General features: G+C 70.8%; 19 protein-coding genes. 10 read left to right on the top strand and 9 right to left on the bottom strand.

The genetic code is table 11. The features are described from left to right. Positions 1 to 189 precede the first annotated feature (189 nt). The 4 genes from C8D87_RS16205 (at position 190) to C8D87_RS16190 (ending at position 3365) form a co-directional block, all read left to right on the top strand. Complete coding sequence (locus C8D87_RS16205; protein WP_112227277.1) at positions 190 to 804, top strand: pyridoxal 5'-phosphate synthase; 615 nt, start codon at positions 190 to 192, stop codon at positions 802 to 804. A gap of 102 nt (positions 805 to 906) precedes the next feature. Next, complete coding sequence (locus C8D87_RS16200) at positions 907 to 1218, top strand: hypothetical protein (protein ID WP_146771724.1); 312 nt, start codon at positions 907 to 909, stop codon at positions 1216 to 1218. A gap of 62 nt (positions 1219 to 1280) precedes the next feature. Beyond that, positions 1281 to 2297 (top strand): LacI family DNA-binding transcriptional regulator, encoded by a 1017-nt coding sequence (locus tag C8D87_RS16195; RefSeq protein WP_267899871.1) that lies wholly within the window; start codon positions 1281 to 1283, stop codon positions 2295 to 2297. Between the two features lie 183 nt (positions 2298 to 2480). Then, the gene (locus tag C8D87_RS16190) at positions 2481 to 3365 is read left to right on the top strand and encodes a cellulose-binding domain-containing protein (protein ID WP_112227274.1); all 885 of its coding nucleotides are present in this window, start codon (positions 2481 to 2483) and stop codon (positions 3363 to 3365) included. A gap of 13 nt (positions 3366 to 3378) precedes the next feature. On the opposite strand, the gene C8D87_RS16185 is transcribed toward C8D87_RS16190, so the two are convergent. Both C8D87_RS16185 and C8D87_RS16180 read right to left on the bottom strand, forming a co-directional pair. After that, positions 3379 to 5586 (bottom strand): glycoside hydrolase family 95 protein, encoded by a 2208-nt coding sequence (locus tag C8D87_RS16185; protein ID WP_112227273.1) that lies wholly within the window; start codon positions 5584 to 5586, stop codon positions 3379 to 3381. Next, a complete protein-coding gene (locus C8D87_RS16180) occupies positions 5576 to 6577 on the bottom strand; it encodes a LacI family DNA-binding transcriptional regulator (protein WP_112227272.1) in 1002 nt (333 codons plus the stop codon). The genes C8D87_RS16185 and C8D87_RS16180 overlap by 11 nt, the downstream gene beginning before the upstream one ends. Positions 6578 to 6814: 237 nt before the next feature. On the opposite strand from C8D87_RS16180, the gene mrf reads away from it, so the two are divergent. The 4 genes from mrf to C8D87_RS16160 are packed head-to-tail and all read left to right on the top strand — an operon-like array spanning position 6815 to position 10635. Further along, entirely contained in the window at positions 6815 to 7897 is a 1083-nt protein-coding gene (gene mrf, locus C8D87_RS16175) for a ribosome hibernation factor-recruiting GTPase MRF (RefSeq protein ID WP_112227686.1), read from the top strand. After that, the gene (locus C8D87_RS16170) at positions 7897 to 9024 is read left to right on the top strand and encodes a GTP-binding protein (RefSeq protein WP_112227271.1); all 1128 of its coding nucleotides are present in this window, start codon (positions 7897 to 7899) and stop codon (positions 9022 to 9024) included. The genes mrf and C8D87_RS16170 overlap by 1 nt, the downstream gene beginning before the upstream one ends. Then, the gene (locus C8D87_RS16165; protein ID WP_112227270.1) at positions 9024 to 9839 is read left to right on the top strand and encodes a class I SAM-dependent methyltransferase; all 816 of its coding nucleotides are present in this window, start codon (positions 9024 to 9026) and stop codon (positions 9837 to 9839) included. Before C8D87_RS16170 ends, C8D87_RS16165 begins: the two co-directional genes overlap by 1 nt. After that, positions 9832 to 10635, top strand: a complete 804-nt coding sequence (locus C8D87_RS16160; RefSeq protein WP_112227269.1) for a class I SAM-dependent methyltransferase — start codon at positions 9832 to 9834, stop codon at positions 10633 to 10635. Before C8D87_RS16165 ends, C8D87_RS16160 begins: the two co-directional genes overlap by 8 nt. Here the strand turns inward: C8D87_RS16160 and C8D87_RS16155 are convergent. Further along, positions 10632 to 10985, bottom strand: a complete 354-nt coding sequence (locus C8D87_RS16155) for an ArsR/SmtB family transcription factor (protein WP_109638125.1) — start codon at positions 10983 to 10985, stop codon at positions 10632 to 10634. The genes C8D87_RS16160 and C8D87_RS16155 overlap by 4 nt on opposite strands. A 50-nt stretch (positions 10986 to 11035) precedes the next feature. Between C8D87_RS16155 and C8D87_RS16150 the strand changes: the two genes are divergently transcribed. Next, positions 11036 to 12889, top strand: a complete 1854-nt coding sequence (locus tag C8D87_RS16150; RefSeq protein ID WP_112227268.1) for a heavy metal translocating P-type ATPase — start codon at positions 11036 to 11038, stop codon at positions 12887 to 12889. Here C8D87_RS16150 and C8D87_RS16145 read toward each other — a convergent pair. Further along, complete coding sequence (locus tag C8D87_RS16145; protein ID WP_112227267.1) at positions 12864 to 14114, bottom strand: MFS transporter; 1251 nt, start codon at positions 14112 to 14114, stop codon at positions 12864 to 12866. The two genes, C8D87_RS16150 and C8D87_RS16145, sit on opposite strands and share 26 nt — an antisense overlap. Positions 14115 to 14198: 84 nt before the next feature. Here C8D87_RS16145 and C8D87_RS16140 point away from each other — a divergent pair, with 84 nt between their 5' ends. Next, positions 14199 to 14471: a rhodanese-like domain-containing protein gene (locus C8D87_RS16140; RefSeq protein ID WP_112227266.1), complete on the top strand. Its 273-nt coding sequence runs from the start codon at positions 14199 to 14201 to the stop codon at positions 14469 to 14471. Between the two features lie 399 nt (positions 14472 to 14870). On the opposite strand, the gene C8D87_RS16135 is transcribed toward C8D87_RS16140, so the two are convergent. From C8D87_RS16135 to C8D87_RS16115, 5 genes are all read right to left on the bottom strand, one after another. Continuing rightward, positions 14871 to 15494, bottom strand: coding sequence for a class I SAM-dependent methyltransferase (locus C8D87_RS16135; protein ID WP_112227265.1), 624 nt, complete (start codon positions 15492 to 15494; stop codon positions 14871 to 14873). Continuing rightward, entirely contained in the window at positions 15491 to 16660 is a 1170-nt protein-coding gene (locus C8D87_RS16130; protein WP_112227264.1) for a glycosyltransferase, read from the bottom strand. Before C8D87_RS16130 ends, C8D87_RS16135 begins: the two co-directional genes overlap by 4 nt. Positions 16661 to 16679: 19 nt before the next feature. Further along, on the bottom strand, positions 16680 to 17102 hold the full coding sequence (locus C8D87_RS16125; RefSeq protein WP_233442125.1) for a GNAT family N-acetyltransferase: 423 nt from the start codon (positions 17100 to 17102) through the stop codon (positions 16680 to 16682). Between the two features lie 85 nt (positions 17103 to 17187). Further along, positions 17188 to 18054, bottom strand: coding sequence for a DUF4394 domain-containing protein (locus tag C8D87_RS16120; protein WP_112227263.1), 867 nt, complete (start codon positions 18052 to 18054; stop codon positions 17188 to 17190). Between the two features lie 138 nt (positions 18055 to 18192). Continuing rightward, the gene (locus C8D87_RS16115; protein ID WP_112227262.1) at positions 18193 to 19059 is read right to left on the bottom strand and encodes a DUF4394 domain-containing protein; all 867 of its coding nucleotides are present in this window, start codon (positions 19057 to 19059) and stop codon (positions 18193 to 18195) included. Position 19060: the final 1 nt, after the last annotated feature.

Below are 19060 nucleotides of genomic sequence, written 5' to 3'. Positions count from 1 at the left end.
GCTTCCACACCTTCCGAACACTGCGTGGAACCCGGAAAACACTCCGCACCGAGACGTACCGCGCCCCACCGCGGCGGCATCCCGACCTGATCTTCCAGCGACTTTCGGACGTACCTCACGAGTCTGCGGATTGTGCCGGCGGTGCCGGCCTTTCGAACATGGACGCGCGTACGACGAGAGGGGCACAGCATGACCGTGAACGTCCGGCACACCTGCATCGGGCCGGAGTTCACCGTTCCTCCTGGCGACCCGATCCCGTTGCTGCGGGACTGGTTCGCGCTCGCGATCGCGCGTGACGTCGACGAGCCCAATGCGATCGCGCTGAGCACCGTCGCGGCGAACGGCCGTCCGTCCAGCCGCATGGTGCACGTGCACCGCATCACCCACCGCGGCCTGGTCGTCACCAGCCACACGAACAGCCGCAAGGGGCAGGAGATCGACCAGACGCGGCAGTGGTCCGGCGTGACCTACTGGCGCGAGACCAACCAGCAGATCACCTTCGGCGGTCACGTCGAGCCCGCCGACAGCGGGCTCTCGGACGTGCTGTGGCGGCAAGGGCCCGCCCCGGTGCGGGCGATGGCGGTGGTGACCGCGCAGAGCGAGCCGCTGGCCGACCAGAAGTCGTTGCTGTTTCGTGCCCGCACCCGGCAGCGGCTGCCGCTGCCCCGGCCGCGCACCTGGGTCGCGCAGCACCTGGTGATCACCGAGGTCGAGTTCTGGCAGAGCAGCCCGGACGCGCTGCACCGGCGGCTGCGGTACGACCTCACCGACGGCGGCTGGAAGTCGGTGCGGCTACAACCCTGATCGATTCCAGACGACCCGCCGCAGAATTGAATGTCGGCTGACATGAACCAGAGTGCGGCAGCACCCGTACTACCGGATGAGCACAAGGGGGCGATGTTGGCAATGAGAGAAGAATGCGCCGCACGACATTCGCTGAACGAGATCCCGGCACAGTCGGAAACGGCACTTCTGCGCGTGCTCTGGATGATCGCCCAGGGCATGGTGTGGCCGTGGCTGCTCGACAGCCTCTGTCACCGGGACGCGATCCGGCAGGCACTGGAGTCCCACCTCATCTGGCCTCCGGTGGGTGAGCAGCTCGGGTACCACATCACCGACGCCGGGCGGCGGCGCATCGTGGACTGGTACCGGGAAACCGGGCCCGATCAGGACGCTCACCACGACGCACGGCAATGGCGTGCCGTCACCATGCGCTGAAAATTCCGGTCATACTCCAAAACGCCCTCCTCGCACTACGATGATCGCCACCAGCCGACGCGATCCGAAGGGCGGGCATGATCACAATCAAAGAGGTCGCCCGTCACGCCGGTGTGTCGATGAGCACGGTGTCGTACGTGCTCAGCGGAAAACGGAGCATCTCGGAGGAGACCAAACGCCGCGTCGAGCAGAGCATCGTCGCGCTCGGCTACCACCCGAACGCCGGTGCGCGGGCGCTCGCGTCGAACCGGTCGCAGGTGCTGGGCCTGGTCGTGCCGCTGCGCTCGGGTGTGAACATGCCGGTCATCATGCAGTTCGTGGCGTCGATCGTCAGTTCCGCGCGCGACTACGACTACGACGTGCTGCTGCTGACCAAGGAGGCCGGTCCCGGCGAGGCCCACAGGGTCACCGCCAGGTCCATGGCGGACGCGATCGTGCTGATGGACGTGGAGAGCGACGATCTGCGCATCCCGGAACTGCGCACGGTCGACGCGCCGGTGGTCCTGCTCGGCATGCCGGACGACCACGAGGGACTCAGCTGCGTCGATCTCGACTTCGCCACCGCCGGCAGACAGATGGCGGGTCACCTGGCCGATCGCGGGCACCGTTCGATCGCGTTGATCGGCTCGCCGCCCGCCGTGTACGAACGCGGCACCAGCTACGCCACGAGGTTGCTGGAGGGGTTCCGCAGCGAGACCGCCAGACGGAACGTGCGCGCCTCGGTGCACCCGTGCGCTCCCGGCTACGAGTCGGTCGCGGCGTGCCTGGACGAGGTGCTGGCTCCCGAACACGGCACCACCGGGCTGGTCGTGCACAACGAGGCGATCCTCGGCACGCTGCTGCTCGAACTGCGGCGCCGGTCGCTGGACGTGCCCGGTGACCTGTCGGTGATCACGCTGTGCCCCGACGACGTGGCGGAGAGCCTGCCCGTTCCGCTCACCTCGATCGCCGTCCCCGCGGAGGAGCTCGGCGCGATCGCGGTCGAGATGGTGATGGCCCGCCTGACCGAGGAACACCCGCCGGAGGTGCGCCTGCTCCAACCGCGACTCACCGATCGCGGCAGCACGTCCACCCTCTGACAACGATTTCCCCTCCTCGTTCGATGAAATTCGATTCGAATGGCGTCGAACGCCAAGGGTGACGATTGGCGGAAAGTCCTTCCGCATTCATCGGAAGCGTCGTAACCTGCCGAACCAAGATCAGCCGTTCGGGCGAACACCTTGGTTCGATCGCCGACATCACCGTGCCGTGGGGAAAAGACGATGAGACGACTGCCGGGTACCGCAAGATCAAGACCCGCCAGCCGGTTGGTGGCCGCGGTCATCCTGCTGGGCAGCGCCGCCGGCTCGTGCGCGGGCGACGACCGTCCAGCACCGGCGCTTCCGACGACGACCCAGGACACTCCGGCGGTCATCGAGCCTCCCGCCAAGGCGGCGGTGTCGGTCACCGTCCAACGCGTCATCGACGTGCGAACGGTGCAGCTCTCCGACGGCGCGGAGGTCACGGTGAAGGGGCTCGCCGCGCCGGACGGGTGCTGGACCGAAGCCTCCACCACGTTCGCCAAGGCCATGCTGCTGGACAAACTCGTCGATCCCACCCCGGCGGGATCGCTGCGGCTGGCGGACGGCACCGACTACGCGCTGCTCGCCGTCGAGCTCGGCATGGTGCGCAGCGAGGCGTCCGGCGACCGCGCGATGCAGGAGGCGGAGCAGACCGCCTCGGCCAAGCGGCTCGGCCGGTGGGGCCCGCCCTGCGTGCAGCCGACCAGCGCCACCCCGCCACCGGCCAAGCCCACCACCACCGCCCCACCGGCACCGCAGCCGGTCACCGGCTGCTCGGTCGAGTACCGCGTCACGCACAGCTGGCCCGGCGGGTTCCGCACCGACGTGACCATCCGCAACACCGGCAACACCGAGATCACCGGCTGGACGTTGCAGTGGAAGTTCGCCAACGGCCAGAAGGTGTCGGAGATGTGGAACGCGACGCTCAAGCAGTCCGGTCAGGACATCTCCGCGACCGCGATGCCGTACAACCAGGCGATCGGCAAGGGCGAGTCGCTGCTGATGGGGTTCAACGGCATCAGCGGTGGCACCAACACCGCCCCGAACGCCTTCAGCCTCAACGGGCACGCGTGCAAGCTCGGCTGAGCGCCGTGGCCGATCAGGTGGACGCCAGCCCGCCGTCGAACACGTAGCGGGCACCCGGCCTCGTCTCGACGGCCACGCGAAGGCTCCCGTAGCGGACGACGACGGTGCGCGGTGATCGGGCGCCGTACAACGCCACCGCGGTCAGCTCGCCGTCGTCCCAGGTCAGGTCGGCGATGAGACCACTGCGGGCACGCAGGCCGCGCACCGACCCGCGCCGCCACTCCGGCGGCAGCGCGGGCAACAGCCGCAGTTCGCCGGTGTGGCTCTGCAGCAGCATTTCCGCCATCGCCGCCGTGATGCCGAAGTTGCCGTCGATCTGGAACGGCGGGTGTGAGCAGAAGAGGTTCCGGTACACGCCGCCACTGTGCGCGCCGTCCGCCGTGACGTCGGTGAGGAACATGGCGAGCAGTTCCCCGGCCCGGTCGCCGTCGCCCAGCCGGGCCCACAGCGCCGTCTTCCAGGCGAGCGACCAGCCCGTGCCCGCGTCGCCCCGGTCCAGCAGCGCCTGCCTGGCCGCGGCGGCCAGCTCCGGTGTGCGTTCCGGGTCGATCCGGCGGCCGGGGTGCAGGCCGACGAGGTGGGAGACGTGCCGGTGGCCCGGCTCGGCGTCGGGCACGTCCTGCGCCCACTCCAGCAGCCCGCCGCGGCTGCCGATCGGCGGAGAAGGCAGCCGGGACAACAGTTCCCGCGCCCGCGACACCACGTCGTCGTGCTCCAGATCGAGCTCGTCCGCGGCGGCCACGACGCAGCGGAAGAGCTCCCAGGTGAGCGTCAGGTCCATTGTGGACCCGACGCCGACCGCGACCGGACGGCCGTCGCCCCCGACGTAGTGGTTCTCGGGCGACGTCGACGGCGCCGTGGTCAACGCTCCTTCGTGCTCGACGAGCCAGGCGGCGCAGAACTCGGCGGCGCCGCGCAGCACCGGCCACGCGCGCTCGCGCAACCAACGGACGTCGCCGCCGAACTCGAAGTGCTCCCACAGGTGCAGGCTGAGCCAGGCCCCCGCCATCGGCCAGTTCGCCCACGCCGGATCGCCCGTTCCCGCACCGACCGGGGTGGCGAGGCACCACGGGTCGCTGTTGTGGTGGGCCACCCAGCCGGGCGCCGCGTAGAGGTTCCGCGCGACGTGCGTGCCTCGGGCGGCGAGCCGTTCGACGAACTCCAGCAGCGGCTCGTGGCACTCGGGCAGGCCGGTGACCTCGGCGGGCCAGTAGTTCATCTGCAGGTTGATGTTGAGGGTGTAGTTGCCCCGCCACGGCGGGTCCACGTGCGGGTTCCACACGCCCTGCAGGTTCGCCGGTAGCGTTCCCGGCCGTGAGCTGGTGATCAGCAGATACCGTCCGAAGTGGAACAGCAGCGCGGCGAGCGAGGCGTCCGGTGCCGCGATCCGTTCGTCGGTCGGGCGGTCCGGCACCGGGCCGAGGGTGAAGCGGACGCGGTCGAACAGGTCGCGGTGTGCGGTGACGGCCTCCTCCCGCACCCGCCACCAGCCCAGTGCCCGCGCCCGTTCGACGCGCGCGGTGGCGAGCAGGGCGCACGCGGCGGGATCGCGCTCGGGTTCGGTGTCCGGGCCGCGGTAACCCGCCTCGGTCGCCACGTAGACCGTCAGCGCGTCCGGGCCTTCCCGTTCGATCGCGGTCGCCACCGCGTAGGCCATCCCGGCGGTGCCGGACAGGCCCGTGACGTCACCGGCGGTGAACTCGGTGCCGCCCAAGGCGTTCTCCAGCCGCACGGCGACGTCCGCCGCGGCGCCGTGCTCGGCCTGCAGCCGCCAGGCCAGCACGTGCAGTCCGGGGTGGCACACGGCTTCCCGCAGCACGCTGACACCGCCGGCACGGTAGGTGACCGCGTACACCCCGGTCCGCAGGTCGAGCCGGCGCCGGTAGCTCTCCGCCACCACGTCCGCCCGCAGGTCCAGTCGCAGGTCGGCGAGCGGGAGGTAGCGGGCGGTGTCGGGGCCCTGCACGGTTTTCAGCAGGGCCTCCGCGCCCGCCGCGTCGCCGGTCAGAGCGAGGTGGCGCGCCCGGTCCACGACAGCCGGATCGCCCTGCGCCGGTGGCATCGGCTGACCCGACCACAACCTGTCGTCGTTGAGCTGCAGCAGTTCGCCGCCCACGCCGCCGAACGCCATCGCGCCGAGCCGCCCGGTGCCGAGCGGCAGCGCCTCCTCCCACACCGAGGCTGGCGCGCGGAACCACAGCACGGTGTCGTCATCGGTCATGTCGTCCTCCCCCGAAACGAGCGGTGCTCACCACTGCGGTCCGCCGTCCGGGAAGCGAGCAGCTCTCCCGTTGCACGAGGTGCGGCGGTACCAGCGTGAGCGAAGGCGGCACGGCACCGCCGGCCAGCGCCACGAGGAGGTCGACCGCCCGCCTGCCGAGGTCGCTCTCGGACAGTTGCACCGACGTGAAGGGCGACGTCTGCCCGGCAGCCTCGTCCGGGCGGATGGCCACCACCGCGATGTCCCTTGGCACCTGCTCGGCAGCGGAGTCGTCGTGCACCACCAGCGCCGTCACCGCCGGGTGCGCGCACAGCAGTGCGGTGGTCGGGTGGACCAGCGACTCCCGGCCCAGCGCGGTGCCGACCACGCCCCGGCGCATGGCCGCCGCGGTGAACCCCGCGAGCGTCCGCCGCGCGACACCACTGCTGTGGCCGGCGGCCGGCGCATTGAGGAAGCCGATGCTGCGATGACCGAGATCCGCGAGATGGTCCACGCACCGAGCGCCCGCCGCCTCGAAGTCCAGGTCGACGCACGTCACGCCGTTGCCGGCGCCCGACTGTCCGATGAGGACCGCCGACCGGCCGACCTCACCCAGCAGCCGCAGCCGTTCACCGGCGTCCTCGCTGTCCAGCACCAGGAAGCCGCCGACCCTGTCGCTGCCCGCCGCCCTGCGCAGGCCCGCGAGATCCCGGTCGGCCGTCACCAGCAGCAGGTCCAGCTCGTGCTCGCGCGCGGCGACCGCGATCGAGGTGACGAGCCGTGCGACGACAGGCAGGTGCACGTCGCGCAGGGGCAGCACGAGCGCCATGACGTCCGGCGGGTCGAGCCGCAACGACCGCAGGCCCGCAGGTGGCCGATAACCCAGCTCGACGATGCTGTCGCGCACCCTCACCCTCGTCTCGGCCGAGATGGGGCGTTTGCCGGTCACCACGTAGAAGACGGTGCTGGGAGCGACTCCCGCGTGCCGGGCCACATCGGCGATCGTGACCAATCCCCACCTGCTTCCGGTCAAATCGAAGCGCTTCGACACAGCCCTGGTGAGGCAAGTTCGCACAGCACCTCACAAGGGGTCAAGACGCGAGCCCTGCAGTCGTCCGATCCTGCTGTGCGAGTGCCGCCTCTCGCGATCAACTCCGAAGATTGCGGAAATCTCTCCGTGTCCCCAGCAGTGCCAGGAGGTGTGAGCCTCTATGCGGAACGATAACCATTGTCATGTAGGGTGCTGGCCATGGCAGCACAGGTCGTATTGGTAGCCGGACTCACCCACCACGACGTCGCGGACGAGCTCTGGCGCGCGTCACCGGAGTCGGTGCTGGTACGTCACGACCTCAGCGGCCTGGCCGACGGCGTGGTCAGGCGGTGGGTCGACGGCCGGCTGACGGTGCTCGAGCTCGCGCACGGGTGCGTGTCCTGCACCCTGCGTCTCGACCTCATCCCCCTGCTCGAAGGCCTCGACGGCCGCGTGATCGTGCACCTCGACCCCGTGCTGGAGCCGGAAGCCGTCTGCTTCGCCCTCAGCGAGACCGAGGTCGACGTGGAGGCCGTGATCACCGTGGTCGACAGCGCGACCTGGCTGAGCGACGCGACCGGCGGCGACACGCTGGCCGACCGGGGCATGCGCGCCGCCGAGGGAGACGAGCGCACCGTGGCCCAGGTGGTGGTCGGCCAGGCCGAGTTCGCCGACGCGCTCGTGCTCACCGGCGACGACCCGGTGCTGAACGCCGTGCTCGACCGGCTGACCCCGCTCGCCCCGCGGCAGCGGCTCGACGATCTGGACGTGACGGCGTTGCTCGCCGCCGTCCCGGACAACGCGCGACGCGGCGGCTTCGACGACGGCTTCGGGTCGCTGCTCTACGGGCAACCGCCGCTGGAGCCGGCGCACGGCGTGTCCGTCGTCCACTTCACCGAGCGGCGCCCGTTCCACCCCATGCGCCTGCACAACGCCCTCGACGTGCTGCTCGAAGACGTCGTGCGCACCCGCGGCCGGGTGTGGGTGGCGAGCCAGCCGGACCAGGCGCTGTGGCTCGAGTCCGCGGGCGGAGGCCTGCGCGTGGGCAATCTCGGGCCCTGGCTCGCGGCGATGGACGACTGGGCAGAGGCCGACGCGGAACGCCGTGCCGCCGCGGACCTCCAGTGGGACCCCTACTACGGCGACCGCTCTCAGGAGCTGTTCGTGATCACCAGGTCCGACCCCGGCGAGATCGTCGCGGCGCTGCGGGCCGCGCTGGTGACCGACGAGGAACTGGCGCTCGTGAGCGAGCTCGACTTCGCCGACCCGTTCGCCGACTGGCACGAGGAGATGGAAATCTGATGCGCACGCCCGTGACCGTCCTGTCGGGCTTTCTCGGCTCCGGCAAGACGACACTGCTCAACCACGTGCTGGCCAACCGCGAGGGCAGGCGGGTCGCGGTCATCGTCAACGACATGAGCGAGGTCAACATCGACGCCGCCCTGGTCGCGGGGCAGGGCACGCTCGACCGCACCACCGAGCGGCTGGTCGAGCTCACCAACGGCTGCATCTGCTGCACCCTGCGGGAGGACCTCCTCGACAGCGTCGGCGAGCTCGCGAGGTCCGGCCGGTTCGACACGATCCTCATCGAGTCCACCGGCATCTCCGAGCCCATGCCCGTGGCAGCGACGTTCGACTGGACCTTCGAGGACGGCACGAGCCTGTCCGACCACGCGCGCCTCGACACGATGGTGACGCTCGTCGACGCGGCGGGATTCCTGCGCGAACTGACTGCGGGCGAACGCCTCGACGAGCGCGACCTGGCCGCCGCGGAGGAGGACGAGCGCACGATCTCGGACCTGCTCGTGGACCAGGTGGAGTTCGCCGACCTGCTGGTGGTGAACAAGACCGACCTCGTCGGCGCGGAGGAACTGGCCACCCTCGAAGCCGTGCTGCGGCGGCTCAACCCCACCGCGCGGATGCTGCGCACGCAGCGTGGCGTCGTCGACCTGGCCGAGGTCCTCGACACCGGCCGGTACGACCCGATCACCGCCGCGCAGGCGCCCGGCTGGGCCCAGGAGCTCGCGGGCACCCACACGCCGGAGACCGAGGAGTACGGCATCCGCTCGGTCACCTACCGCGCCTCCCGCCCGTTCCACCCCGCCCGGCTCGTGGCGGCGCTGGCCGACTGGGAAGGTGTGTTGCGCAGCAAGGGTTTCTGCCACATCGCCAGCCGGCCGGACGTGCTCGCCGTCTGGTCGCAGGCGGGTCCGAACCTGACGTTCGAGCCCGGTCAGCTGCTCACCACACCGCTGGCCAGGCAGGAACTGGTGTTCATCGGCGTGGATCTCGACGTCGCGGAACCGGGCCGCCGCCTGGATCCCGCGCTGCTCACCGACGAGGAACTGGCGGCAGGTCCTGACCTCTGGCGGACGTTCGACGATCCGCTGCCGGAGTGGGACACCACCGAACTGCACGAGCACGCCTGATGACGGGCCCGTCGACAGCGGATCCCGCCGCGGCCGAAGCGGTGTTCGCGCCCGCCGAGCAGGCGCTGGTGGACGCGTTGCCGGCCGGCGACGTGGTGGCGGACATCGGGCCGGGCTCCGGGACCACGACGGTGCGCCTCGCCGAGCGAGCGAACCGCGTCTACGCGGTGGACAACGACGAAGCCATGCTCGCCATGGTCCGCGAACGGACGGAGCGGGCGGGACTCGGCGACCGGGTGATCACCCTGCTGCACGACCTCGACGACGGCCCGGTTCCGTTGCCGGAGCCGGTGTCGCTGATCTGGTCCGGCGCCTGCGTGCACCACGCGTTGTCGTGGCAGGACGCGGTGAACGGACTCGCCGGGCTGCTCGCCCCCGGCGGCGTGCTGGCACTCGGCGAGGGCGGCCTGCCGGCGCGGTGCCTGCCGTGGGACGTGGGCGTGGGCAGGCCCGGCCTCGAAGCGCGCCTGGACGCCGCGCACAACGAGTGGTTCCTGGCGTGGTTCGAGAGCAGGCCTGGCGTCGTGCGGGACGGGCGCGGCTGGCCGGAGCTGTTGCGGTCGGCGGGACTGGGAGACGTCACCAGCCGCAGCATCCTGCTCGACCTGCCCGCTCCGCTCACCCCCTCCGCACGACAGGTCGCACTCGCCGAGCTGGCCGCACGGGTCGGCCGGGCGCGGGAATTCCTCACGCAGACCGATCGCGACACGTGGGATGCTCTGCTCGACCACACCTCGTCCACGTGGCTGGGGCACCGCGACGATTTGGCGCTGCTCACCGCCCGGACCGTCCACATCGGAAGGAAGCATGGCTGACGACCGGCAGACGGAGATCCGCGGCGCATTCGACGCCGCGGCAGCGGACTTCACCGCCCTGGGCAAGCACCTGTGGGAGCCGATCGGGGCGGCCGCGCTCGCGGTGGCGGATCTCCAGCCGGGTGACCGCGTCCTCGACGCCTGTTGCGGCACGGGCGCTTCGGCGATCCCGGCCGCGCGTGCGGTCGGACCGAGCGGGCACGTCGACGCCGTGGACATGTCCGGCCCGATGGTCGACGAGCTGCGGCGCCGGTGCGGCGACCTGCCTCAGCTGCACGCCCACCAGGCGGACGTGACCGCGTGGGCCACCAGCGGCTACGACGTCGTGCAGTCGGCGCTCGGCATCTTCTTCTTCCCCGACATGACCGCCGGCACCGACCACCTGATCAGCCGGACGCGTCCCGGTGGCCGGGTGGTGTTCACGATCTGGCGGGGCGACTCGATGGCCGCCGCCCGCCTGCACCTGCGCCGCGCCATCGCCGAGGTCACGCACACCCCACCGGTTCCGCCGCGCCCGCCGCACCTGATCGACCAGATCAACCAGCCGGATCCCTACGCGGCCTGGCTGACCGAACGCGGCCTCGCCGACGTCGAGGTCACGGTCAACGAACACGCGTTGACGATGACGCCGGAAGTGGCGTGGCTCGTGATCATCGGCTCCGGCTTCCGCGGCGAGCTGGCCAAGGTGCCCGCCGAACAGCACGACGCCGTGCGCGAGCGCTACCTCGCCTCGCTGGCGTACGAGGGCATGTCGCGGCTCGACGCCACCACGTTGATCGGCACCGGGCGCCGCTAGACGACGTCGTCGGTGACGCCCAGCCCCAGGTGCTCGATGTGGTAGACGGCCTCGTCGAGCAGCATCGCGACGTGGTTGTCGTAGAGGTTGTAGACGATGCTGCGCCCCTGCCGCGTGCCGGTGACCAGCCCCAGCGCGCGCAGCAGCCGCAGCTGGTGCGACACGGCTGACTGTTCCATCTCGACGGCGTCGGCGAGCTCACCGACCGAGCAGGCGCCGTGCCGCAGGCGGGTGAGAATCCGCAGGCGGCTCGGCGTCGCGAGCGCCTGGAGGGTCGCCGCGACCGTCGCCGCCGACTCGGCGTCCAGCTGCGCAGGAGGAGTGCTCCTGCCGTCGATCCCGTGACCCATGTGAGCATCCTACTCACTGAACACATGAAGACCTCTTCAGATGTTCCTGTATGGTTCCCGGCGTGACTTCCACCCTGCTGCTCGCCGGCCCGGACCGGACAGCCGTCGCCAAGCGATCACCGCTCTCGATCACCGAGGTCAGGTGGGCGATCGCCGCGACAGCCCTCTTCCTGCTGGGATTCGGAGCGAAACTCGCAGGCGCGCCGCCGTGGGCGTGGTGGGCGCTGCTGCTCGCCTGTTACGTCGCCGGCGGCTGGGAACCCGCACTCTCCGGCATCAACGCGCTGCGCGAACGCACGCTCGACGTGGACCTGCTGATGATCGTCGCGGCGATCGGGGCGGCGTCCATCGGACAGGTCGTCGACGGCGGGCTGCTGATCGTCATCTTCGCGACGTCCGGCGCGCTCGAAGCCGTGCTGACCCAGCGCACCGCCGACTCCGTGCGCGGCCTGCTCGACCTGGCGCCGCAACGGGCCTGCCTGCTCACCGACGAAGGCGAACGCGAAGTCGACGCCGAGACGCTGCGGATCGGCGACGAGATCCTGGTGCGGCCGGGCGAACGGATCGGCGCGGACGGCACGGTGGCCGACGGGCACAGCGAAGCGGACGAGGCCTCGATCACCGGCGAACCGCTGCCCGTGCCGAAGCGCCCCGGCAACGACGTGTTCGCGGGATCGCTCAACGGCACCGGTGCGCTGCGCGTGCGGGTCACCCGTGATCCACAGGACTCCGTGATCGCCCGGATCGTCGCGATGGTCGAGCAGGCCTCGGCCACGAAGGCGAAGACGCAGCTGTTCATCGAGAAGATCGAGCAGCGCTACTCCGTCGCGATGGTCGCCGTGACGCTCGCGCTGTTCACGGTGCCGCTGCTGTTCGGAGCCGCGCTCGAACCCACGTTGCTGCGCGCGATGACGTTCATGATCGTGGCCTCGCCGTGCGCACTGGTGCTCGCCACGATGCCCCCGCTGCTGGCGGCCATCGCCAACGCGGGCAAACGCGGCGTTCTCGTGAAGTCCGCGGTCGCGATGGAACAGCTCGGCACCGTGGACGCGGTCGCGCTCGACAAGACGGGCACGCTCACCGAAGGCACACCCCACGTCGTCACCGGCCGCGACGACGTCCTCTCCCTGGCCGCCGCGGCCGAACAGTTCAGCGAACACCCGATCGGCCGCGCGATCGTCGCCGCCGCACGTGAGCGAGGGCTGTCGATTCCGTCAGCCGCGGATTTCCAGGCCACGCCCGGTGTCGGCGTGACCGCGCGGGTGTCCGGGCAGGTGGTCGTGGTGCGGCGGTACGACTCTTCGGACCACACCGCCGTCGAGGTCGTCGTCGACGACCGCCAGGCCGGCGTGATCGAGCTGGCCGACCGGGTGCGCCCGTCCAGCGAGGCCGCCGTCGGTGAGCTCGCCGTCCTCACGGGACGCAGCCCTGTCCTGCTGACCGGCGACAATCACGCTGTGGCACAACGGGTTGCCGCGGACGTCGGCATCACCGATGTGCGCGCGGGGTTGCTGCCGCAGGACAAGGTGCGCGCCGTGCGAGAGATGAGCGGCAAGGTGCTGTTCGTCGGCGACGGCGTGAACGACGCACCCGCGCTCGCAACCGCACACGCAGGCATCGCGTTGGGCCGCAAGGGCTCCGACCTCACCGTGGACACCGCCGACGCGGTGGTGGTCGGCGACGACCTCACCGTGGTGCCCGCGGTGGTGGCGCTGGCCCGTCGCGCACGGCGGGTGGTGATCGCCAACCTCGCCATCGCGGGCGCGTTCATCGTCGTGCTGTCGATCTGGGACCTGGTCGGCACGCTGCCCCTCCCGCTCGGCGTCGCCGGCCACGAGGGCTCGACGGTTCTGGTGGCGCTGAACGGAATGCGGCTGCTCAGCGGCCGCTGGTGGAAGCGCTAGCCGCGCGCCGCAACACCGGCGTCACCCACGCCATCGCCACCCCGGCCGCAACCACCGCCACGCCGGCCGCAAGCCCGGCACGAGGATCCCCCACCGCCACCGACACGGTGCCCGCGAGCGCCGCGCCGAGCGGCTGGCCGAGGCCCCACGCCAGCATCCTGGCCGTCGTGTTCACCCGCGACTGCATCTCCTCCGGACACACCTGCTGCCGGTAGGTGATCCCGTTGATGACCACGACGGCCTGGGCGGCGCCCCAGTACACCGCCGCCACGCACATGAGCAGCCAATGTCCGCTCGCGAGCACGAACAGCCCCCCGAGCAACGAAAGCGGCAACGCCGTGAGCGCCAGCCGCGCGTTGCCGAGGCGCTCGGCCAGCCGCGGCAACAGCCGGGACGCGATGATCGCACCCACGCCCCAGCAGCTGAACAACGCGGCCAGCCGCACGTCACCACGCGGCGCGACACCCAGCACCCGGTCGGCGAACGGCACCAGCAGCGCCATCCAGGCACCGCTGCCGACCGAGTGCGTGGCGCCGACGAGGGTCAGCGTGCGAACGATCGGCTCGCGCCACAGGAACCGCAGGCCCTCCCGCACGTCCGAGACGATCTCGCCGGCACCTCGCACCGGCCGCGGGTTCGCCATGCTGCTGGCAATCCCGCGCAACAACAACGCCGAGCCCACCGCAGTCAGCGCGTTCACCGCCAGCAACGCGGCCGGCGCGACGACCGCCACCAGCAGACCCGTGATGCCGGGCACCACGAGCTCCACGACGGTCGTGCGCCCGAAGAGCGTCGAGTAGGCGGCGGTCAGCTTTTCCTTGCCCACCAACGCCGGCAGAGCACCGAAGTTGGCCGCGTCGAAGAACACGAACGCCGTCTGCGTCGCGAACGCCACCACCACGACGTGCGGCGCGCTCAACCCTCCCGCCGCCCACGCGAGCGGCACGCTCAGCAGCACACCGGCGACCGCGAAGTCCAGCGCCACCATCATCTTCCGGCGGTCCAGCCGATCCGCCAGCGCACCGGCCAGCAGGCCGAACACCAGGTACGGCAACGCTTCCGCCGCCGTGACCGCCGCCGTCCAGCCTGCCGACCCGGTCAGCTGGTACACGAGAACCGGCAGCGCCACGGCCGAGACCACGGCGCCGGCGACCGACAACACCCTCGCGGTCAGGTAACGGCTGAAGTCGCGTTTCGACGCGTCGATGCTTTCGGTGATCCCCACGCGAGAAGCATATGACTATCGTGTTCATCTAGGTATGTGTTTGGTCAACACTGAAGCAATGGGGACGATTTCACCCGCGAAGAGCTGCTCGCCCGTGTCCGCTCCGGCCGCGCCACCGTGATCGACGTGCGACCGGCCGAGGAGTACGCCGCCGGCCACATCCCCGGCGCCGTGTCCATCCCGCTGGCCGAACTCACCCACCGGCTCGCCGAGCTCCCGGCCGACCAGGAGATCGTCGCGTACTGCCGAGGCGCCTACCGCGTGCTTTCCCACGAGGCCGTCCGGCTGCTCACCGCGCGGGGACGAACCGACGGCATGCTCGAGTGGAGGCTCGCGGAGCTGCCTGTGGCGACCTGAGTCCTGGGGCGCGGGTGGACCTTCTCGCAGCGATCTCAGCTCAGAACAGCCGACCTCACCACCCAGCACGCCAGCCAAGCAGTGCCCCGACGACCACGCCCGCCGCAACGTGAGCCCGGAACGGACACAGCGGGCACCCTGATCACCCGCCACCCAGCCCAGCGCCGCATCCTCACCGTCCTGGTAGCCGCCCAAATCCTCAGCGGCGCGCTCATCACCGACGCCGTGCCGCTCGAGTCCCGCGCCACCGTGCAGGGGCGCATCGAGATGGCGATCGCGGTCGCCGGTGCGACCGGTGGCATGGCTTCGGCTTCGTCGTCGCGAGTGCCGGCTACCCCGCCCTGTCGCTCGCGGGCGGCGTTCTCGCGCTCGCACTGGTGCCGTTGGTCGCGATCCGGATCAGGGCTTGACCGCGGCCACCCGCTCGACCGTGCCGAGCTTGAGCCGTTCCTGCCGGTGCACCACGAAACCGGCCTGCTCCAGCAACAGGAGCGGCCTGCGGGTCTGGTAGTCGCCGCACATCCGCACGCTCAGCTTCTCCAGCAGCGACTGTCCGAAATGGATGAGCCGGTGGTGGCTGCCGACGTGGTCGAGGAGCAGAAGCTTCCCGCCGGAGCGCAGCACGCGGTGCATCTCGGCGATCGCCTTGCACTCGTCGGGCACACCGCACAGGCCGAGAGTGCAGACGACGGTGTCGAACGAGGCGTCGGCGAACGGCAAGGCCTGCGCGTCGCCCTCGTGCAGTGAGACCTCACGGCCGAGCGAGGCGGCGCGATCACGGGCGATACCGAGCATCACCGGGCTGAGGTCGAGGCCGGTGACCTCCACGCCCGCCGGATAGTGCTCAAGGTTGCGGCCCGTGCCGATGGCCACCTCCAGCACGGCGCCCGAGGCCTGCGAGCACACCCATTCGCGGCCGCCGCCGAACTGGACGCGTTCGAAGAAGCCGATGTCGCGGTCGTAACGCGGGGCGTAGCGGTCCCACACCTCGCGGAGACCGTCGATGCCGGGCTTCCTGCTCATGTCGATGCCCCTTCCGGCAGAGCGTCCACGGCGGCACGGCACACCTCGACGGGATCGCGCACGTCGGCCGCATCGGCCGCGGCGGACGCGGCAGCGGCGAATCCGGGATCGTCCAGCACACGACGGACCGCCTCCCGCAAACCGTCCACAGTGGCCGGACGGACGATCAGGCCGCTTCCCTGCCGCGCCACCCGGTTGGCCATCTCCCACTGGTCGCCCCCGCCCGGCACCACCACGACGGGAACCGCTGCCCGCAGCGCCTTGACCAGCATCCCGTGCCCGCCGCCGCACACCAGCACCGACGACTCGCGCAGCAGCTCGTCCTGCCTGCCCGGCCCCGACCGCGCCCACTCCGGCAGGCAGGCAGGTGGCGGCGCGAACGTCGACACCACGGCCCGCACTCCCATGTCCCGCAACGCCTCCAGCGTCATCTCGGCCATGCCGGTGGCGCCCGTCCACGCCGTCGACGGGGCGATCATCACCAGCGGGGCGGTCCCCGGTGGTGGCGTCATCCTCGACCGGCTCGCCTCCCACAGCAGCGGACCGACGACGTGGGCGTTGTCCGGCCAGTCCGGGCGCGGCACCTCCAGAGCGGGCAGCGTCGCGATCAACCGCACCACGGGCCCCGGCCCTCGCGGGGGAAGGCCGACCCGCTGCCGCACGACGGCACGTTGCCGCTCGCCCTGGCGGATCGACCTGGCGGTCATCGCGCGGAGCACCGCGTCCCGCAGCCGGCCGCGCACCCCGGTTCCCGGAGCCAGGCCGCTGCCCATGGGCGGGAGCCAGCGAGACGGTTCGTAGAGCGGATGTGGCGACAGCTGCGCCCACGGCACACCGAGCAACTCCGCGGCCATGCCCGCGCCCAGCGCCAGAACGTCGCACACCACCAGATCCGGTGCGAGAGCGGCCAGCTGCGGGGTGAGTGCCGTCGCCAGGACCGCGGCCTGGTCGTGCAGCGCACGGCCGATGTCCGGCGCGTCCCGCAGGTCGGCCAGCGACAGGCCGGTGACCCGGGACGCCGTGATCCCCTCGCCCACGGCGGCGTCGACCCACCGGCCTCCGGTGAGCAGGACCGGAGTGTCCCCGGCCTCGGCGAACCTCAGGCACAACGCCATCGCCGGGACGACGTGGCCCGGATCGCCCCCTGAGACGACAGCTACCCGCACGCCCGCCAGTCTGCCCGCCTCAGAACGTTTTGCTGAAGTGCAGCGCCGGGATGACGTAACCCGAACTCAGGTAGAGCCGGTGGGCGTCGTGCCGTGGCGTTCCGGAGTCCAGGTGCACTCCCGCGCAACCGAGGCGGCGGGCCTCCTCGTCGACCCAGCTCAGCAACGCGCTCGCGTGGCCCTGCTTGCGCGCGGACGGGAGGGTGCTCAGGTCGTCGATGTAGAGGTGCGATCCGGCGTAGAGGTTCGTCATGTGGCGGAATCCCGCCACCGCGGCGACCCTGCCGTCCGGATCGAAGGAGGCGACGAGCCGGTAGCCCTCCTTGCGCTGGATCCGCACCGCCGAGACGAAGGCGTCCTCGGACGTGAGATGCGGGCGGAGTGCGCGCATCGCGTCGTACGCCAGCGCGGTGTTCTCGTCGTTCAGCTCGCTGATGGTCACACCGCTGATCGTCCGCGACGAAGTGGCCTCTCGGGATACCCAGTCAGCAAGTATCCTGAAAGGCCACTTGGTCACCTGCGCGGCGTCAGCTCCCGGTCAGCGAGATCGCCAGGTCCGCGATCGCCAGCGGGAACTGCCCGAGGCTGGTCGCGGTCCCGTTGAGCAGGTTGACGCTGTACAACGACGACGTGCCGTTCGATGCCATCAGGGCGGCGAAGCCGACCGATGAAACCGCTTTCCCGTTGCTCAGCGTGCTGTAGACGTCGAAGCCCGCGTTGCTGGCCGCGTCGACGGTGAGCTTGCCGGTCGCGCTCAGCAGCCCGTTGTTGGCCGGCGCCTGGATGAGCACCTCGTCGGTCGCCGTGCCGATGTCGAACAACGTGGTCGCGGTCTCCGGGTTCAGGTCGTTGTTCGTGTAGGCGGAGGCGGTCACGCCCCTGGTCGGCCCGAGTGCCGGCGGGGTGGACAGGATCGCGTCCTCCGTCGTGGTGTGGTCACCGAGGTTGTGCCGCAGGTTCTGGCCCATGTCGCTGGTCACCCGGAGCCGGTCGGCCGCCGGGTTGAAGTCGACCCCGAAGTTCGTGCCCCACAGCGGAACCGACAGTTGCGAGACCTTCGTGACGATCGGGTTCGGCTGCGAAGGCAGGTTCGGGAGCTTGACCGTGTAGATGCCTCCCTTGTTGCCCACCAGGTACAGCAGACCGTCCTGTACGCGCTGGTCGAGGCCGATCGCGGTGGTGTCGCCCGAGAAGCCCTGGATCTGCCGCACCCAGTTCAGCTCCTGCGGCAGATCGGTGGTGAACGTGACCATCAGCGTGCCGTCCGCCGAAATGCCGAACGCTCTCAGTCCCGACGGCTGCGCGACGCTGCTGTTCCCGCCGGCGACCACGGCCGCCGCCACCGACACCGCCACGGCCGCCGCGGCGGCAGCCTTCTTGATCCGTGCCCTCATCAGCCCACTCCCCTGTGCCAAATTCCTTGGGGCACAAGCTATTCCAGGGGACTGGACGTCGGCTGGACGGCAGCAGCCCGCGCCCGTCCCGGAACACGGGCGGGTTCCGGGACGGGGCTCGCTGCCGGCCGGGAGTGTTCAGCTTCCGGTCAGCGAGATCGCCAGGTCCGTGATCGGCAGCGGGAACTGCCCGAGGCTGGTCGCGGTCCCGTTGAGCAGGTTGATGCTGTACAACGACGACGTGCCGTTCGGTGCGACGAGAGTGGCGAAGCCCGCCACGGACACCGCCTTCCCGCCGGACAGAGTGCTGAAGATGTCGAAGCCCGCGTTGCTGCCGGCGTCCACCGTGAGGCTGCCGGTCGGAGCCAGCGTGCCGTTGTTCGCCGGCGACTGGATCAGCACCTGGTCGGTCATCGTGCCGATGTCGAACAGCGTGGTCGCGGTGCCGGGGTCCAGGTCGTTGTTCGTGTAGGCCGCCGCGGTGACACCCTTGGTGGCTCCCGGCGTCGGCGGGGTGGACAGCATCGTGTCCGCGACCGTGCTGTGCGCGTTGAGGTCGTGGCGCAGGTTCTGCCCGGTGTCGCTGGTCACCCGGAGCCGGTCGGCCGCCGGGTTGAAGTCGACGCCGAAGTTCGTGCCGTGCAACGCGACGGTCAGCTGCGACACCTTCGTGATGATCGGGTTCGGCTGCGAGGGCGGGTTCGGGAGCTTCACCGTGTAGATGCCTCCCTTGTTGCCCACCAGGTACAACAGGCCGTCCTGCACGCGCTGGTCGAGGCCGATCGCCGCGGTGTCACCCGAGAAGCCCTGGATCTGCCGCACCCAGTTCAGCTCCTGCGGCAGGTTCGTCGTGAACGTCACCATCAGCGTGCCGTCCGCCGAGATCCCGAACGCTCTCAGGCCGGACGGCTGAGCAGCGCTGCTCCCGCCGCCACCGATCACGGCCGCCGCCACCGAGGCGACGACGGCCGCCGCGGCGACACCCCTCTTGGTTCGCGCCTTCATC

It is taken from the genome of Lentzea atacamensis (assembly GCF_003269295.1).
GTDB lineage: Bacteria > Actinomycetota > Actinomycetes > Mycobacteriales > Pseudonocardiaceae > Lentzea > Lentzea atacamensis.
This window is presented reverse-complemented; position numbering and strand designations above follow the sequence as displayed.

Coding starts and splice junctions, on each gene's coding strand:
- C8D87_RS16165 (WP_112227270.1), top strand. CDS start 9,024: ATGACGGGCCCGTCGACAGCGGATCCCGCCGCGGCCGAAGCGGTGTTC.
- C8D87_RS16205 (WP_112227277.1), top strand. CDS start 190: ATGACCGTGAACGTCCGGCACACCTGCATCGGGCCGGAGTTCACCGTT.
- C8D87_RS16190 (WP_112227274.1), top strand. CDS start 2,481: ATGAGACGACTGCCGGGTACCGCAAGATCAAGACCCGCCAGCCGGTTG.
- C8D87_RS16160 (WP_112227269.1), top strand. CDS start 9,832: ATGGCTGACGACCGGCAGACGGAGATCCGCGGCGCATTCGACGCCGCG.
- C8D87_RS16185 (WP_112227273.1), bottom strand. CDS start 5,586: ATGACCGATGACGACACCGTGCTGTGGTTCCGCGCGCCAGCCTCGGTG.
- C8D87_RS16115 (WP_112227262.1), bottom strand. CDS start 19,059: ATGAAGGCGCGAACCAAGAGGGGTGTCGCCGCGGCGGCCGTCGTCGCC.
- C8D87_RS16200 (WP_146771724.1), top strand. CDS start 907: ATGAGAGAAGAATGCGCCGCACGACATTCGCTGAACGAGATCCCGGCA.
- C8D87_RS16135 (WP_112227265.1), bottom strand. CDS start 15,494: ATGAGCAGGAAGCCCGGCATCGACGGTCTCCGCGAGGTGTGGGACCGC.
- C8D87_RS16155 (WP_109638125.1), bottom strand. CDS start 10,985: ATGGGTCACGGGATCGACGGCAGGAGCACTCCTCCTGCGCAGCTGGAC.
- C8D87_RS16120 (WP_112227263.1), bottom strand. CDS start 18,054: ATGAGGGCACGGATCAAGAAGGCTGCCGCCGCGGCGGCCGTGGCGGTG.
- C8D87_RS16150 (WP_112227268.1), top strand. CDS start 11,036: ATGGTTCCCGGCGTGACTTCCACCCTGCTGCTCGCCGGCCCGGACCGG.
- mrf (WP_112227686.1), top strand. CDS start 6,815: ATGGCAGCACAGGTCGTATTGGTAGCCGGACTCACCCACCACGACGTC.
- C8D87_RS16170 (WP_112227271.1), top strand. CDS start 7,897: ATGCGCACGCCCGTGACCGTCCTGTCGGGCTTTCTCGGCTCCGGCAAG.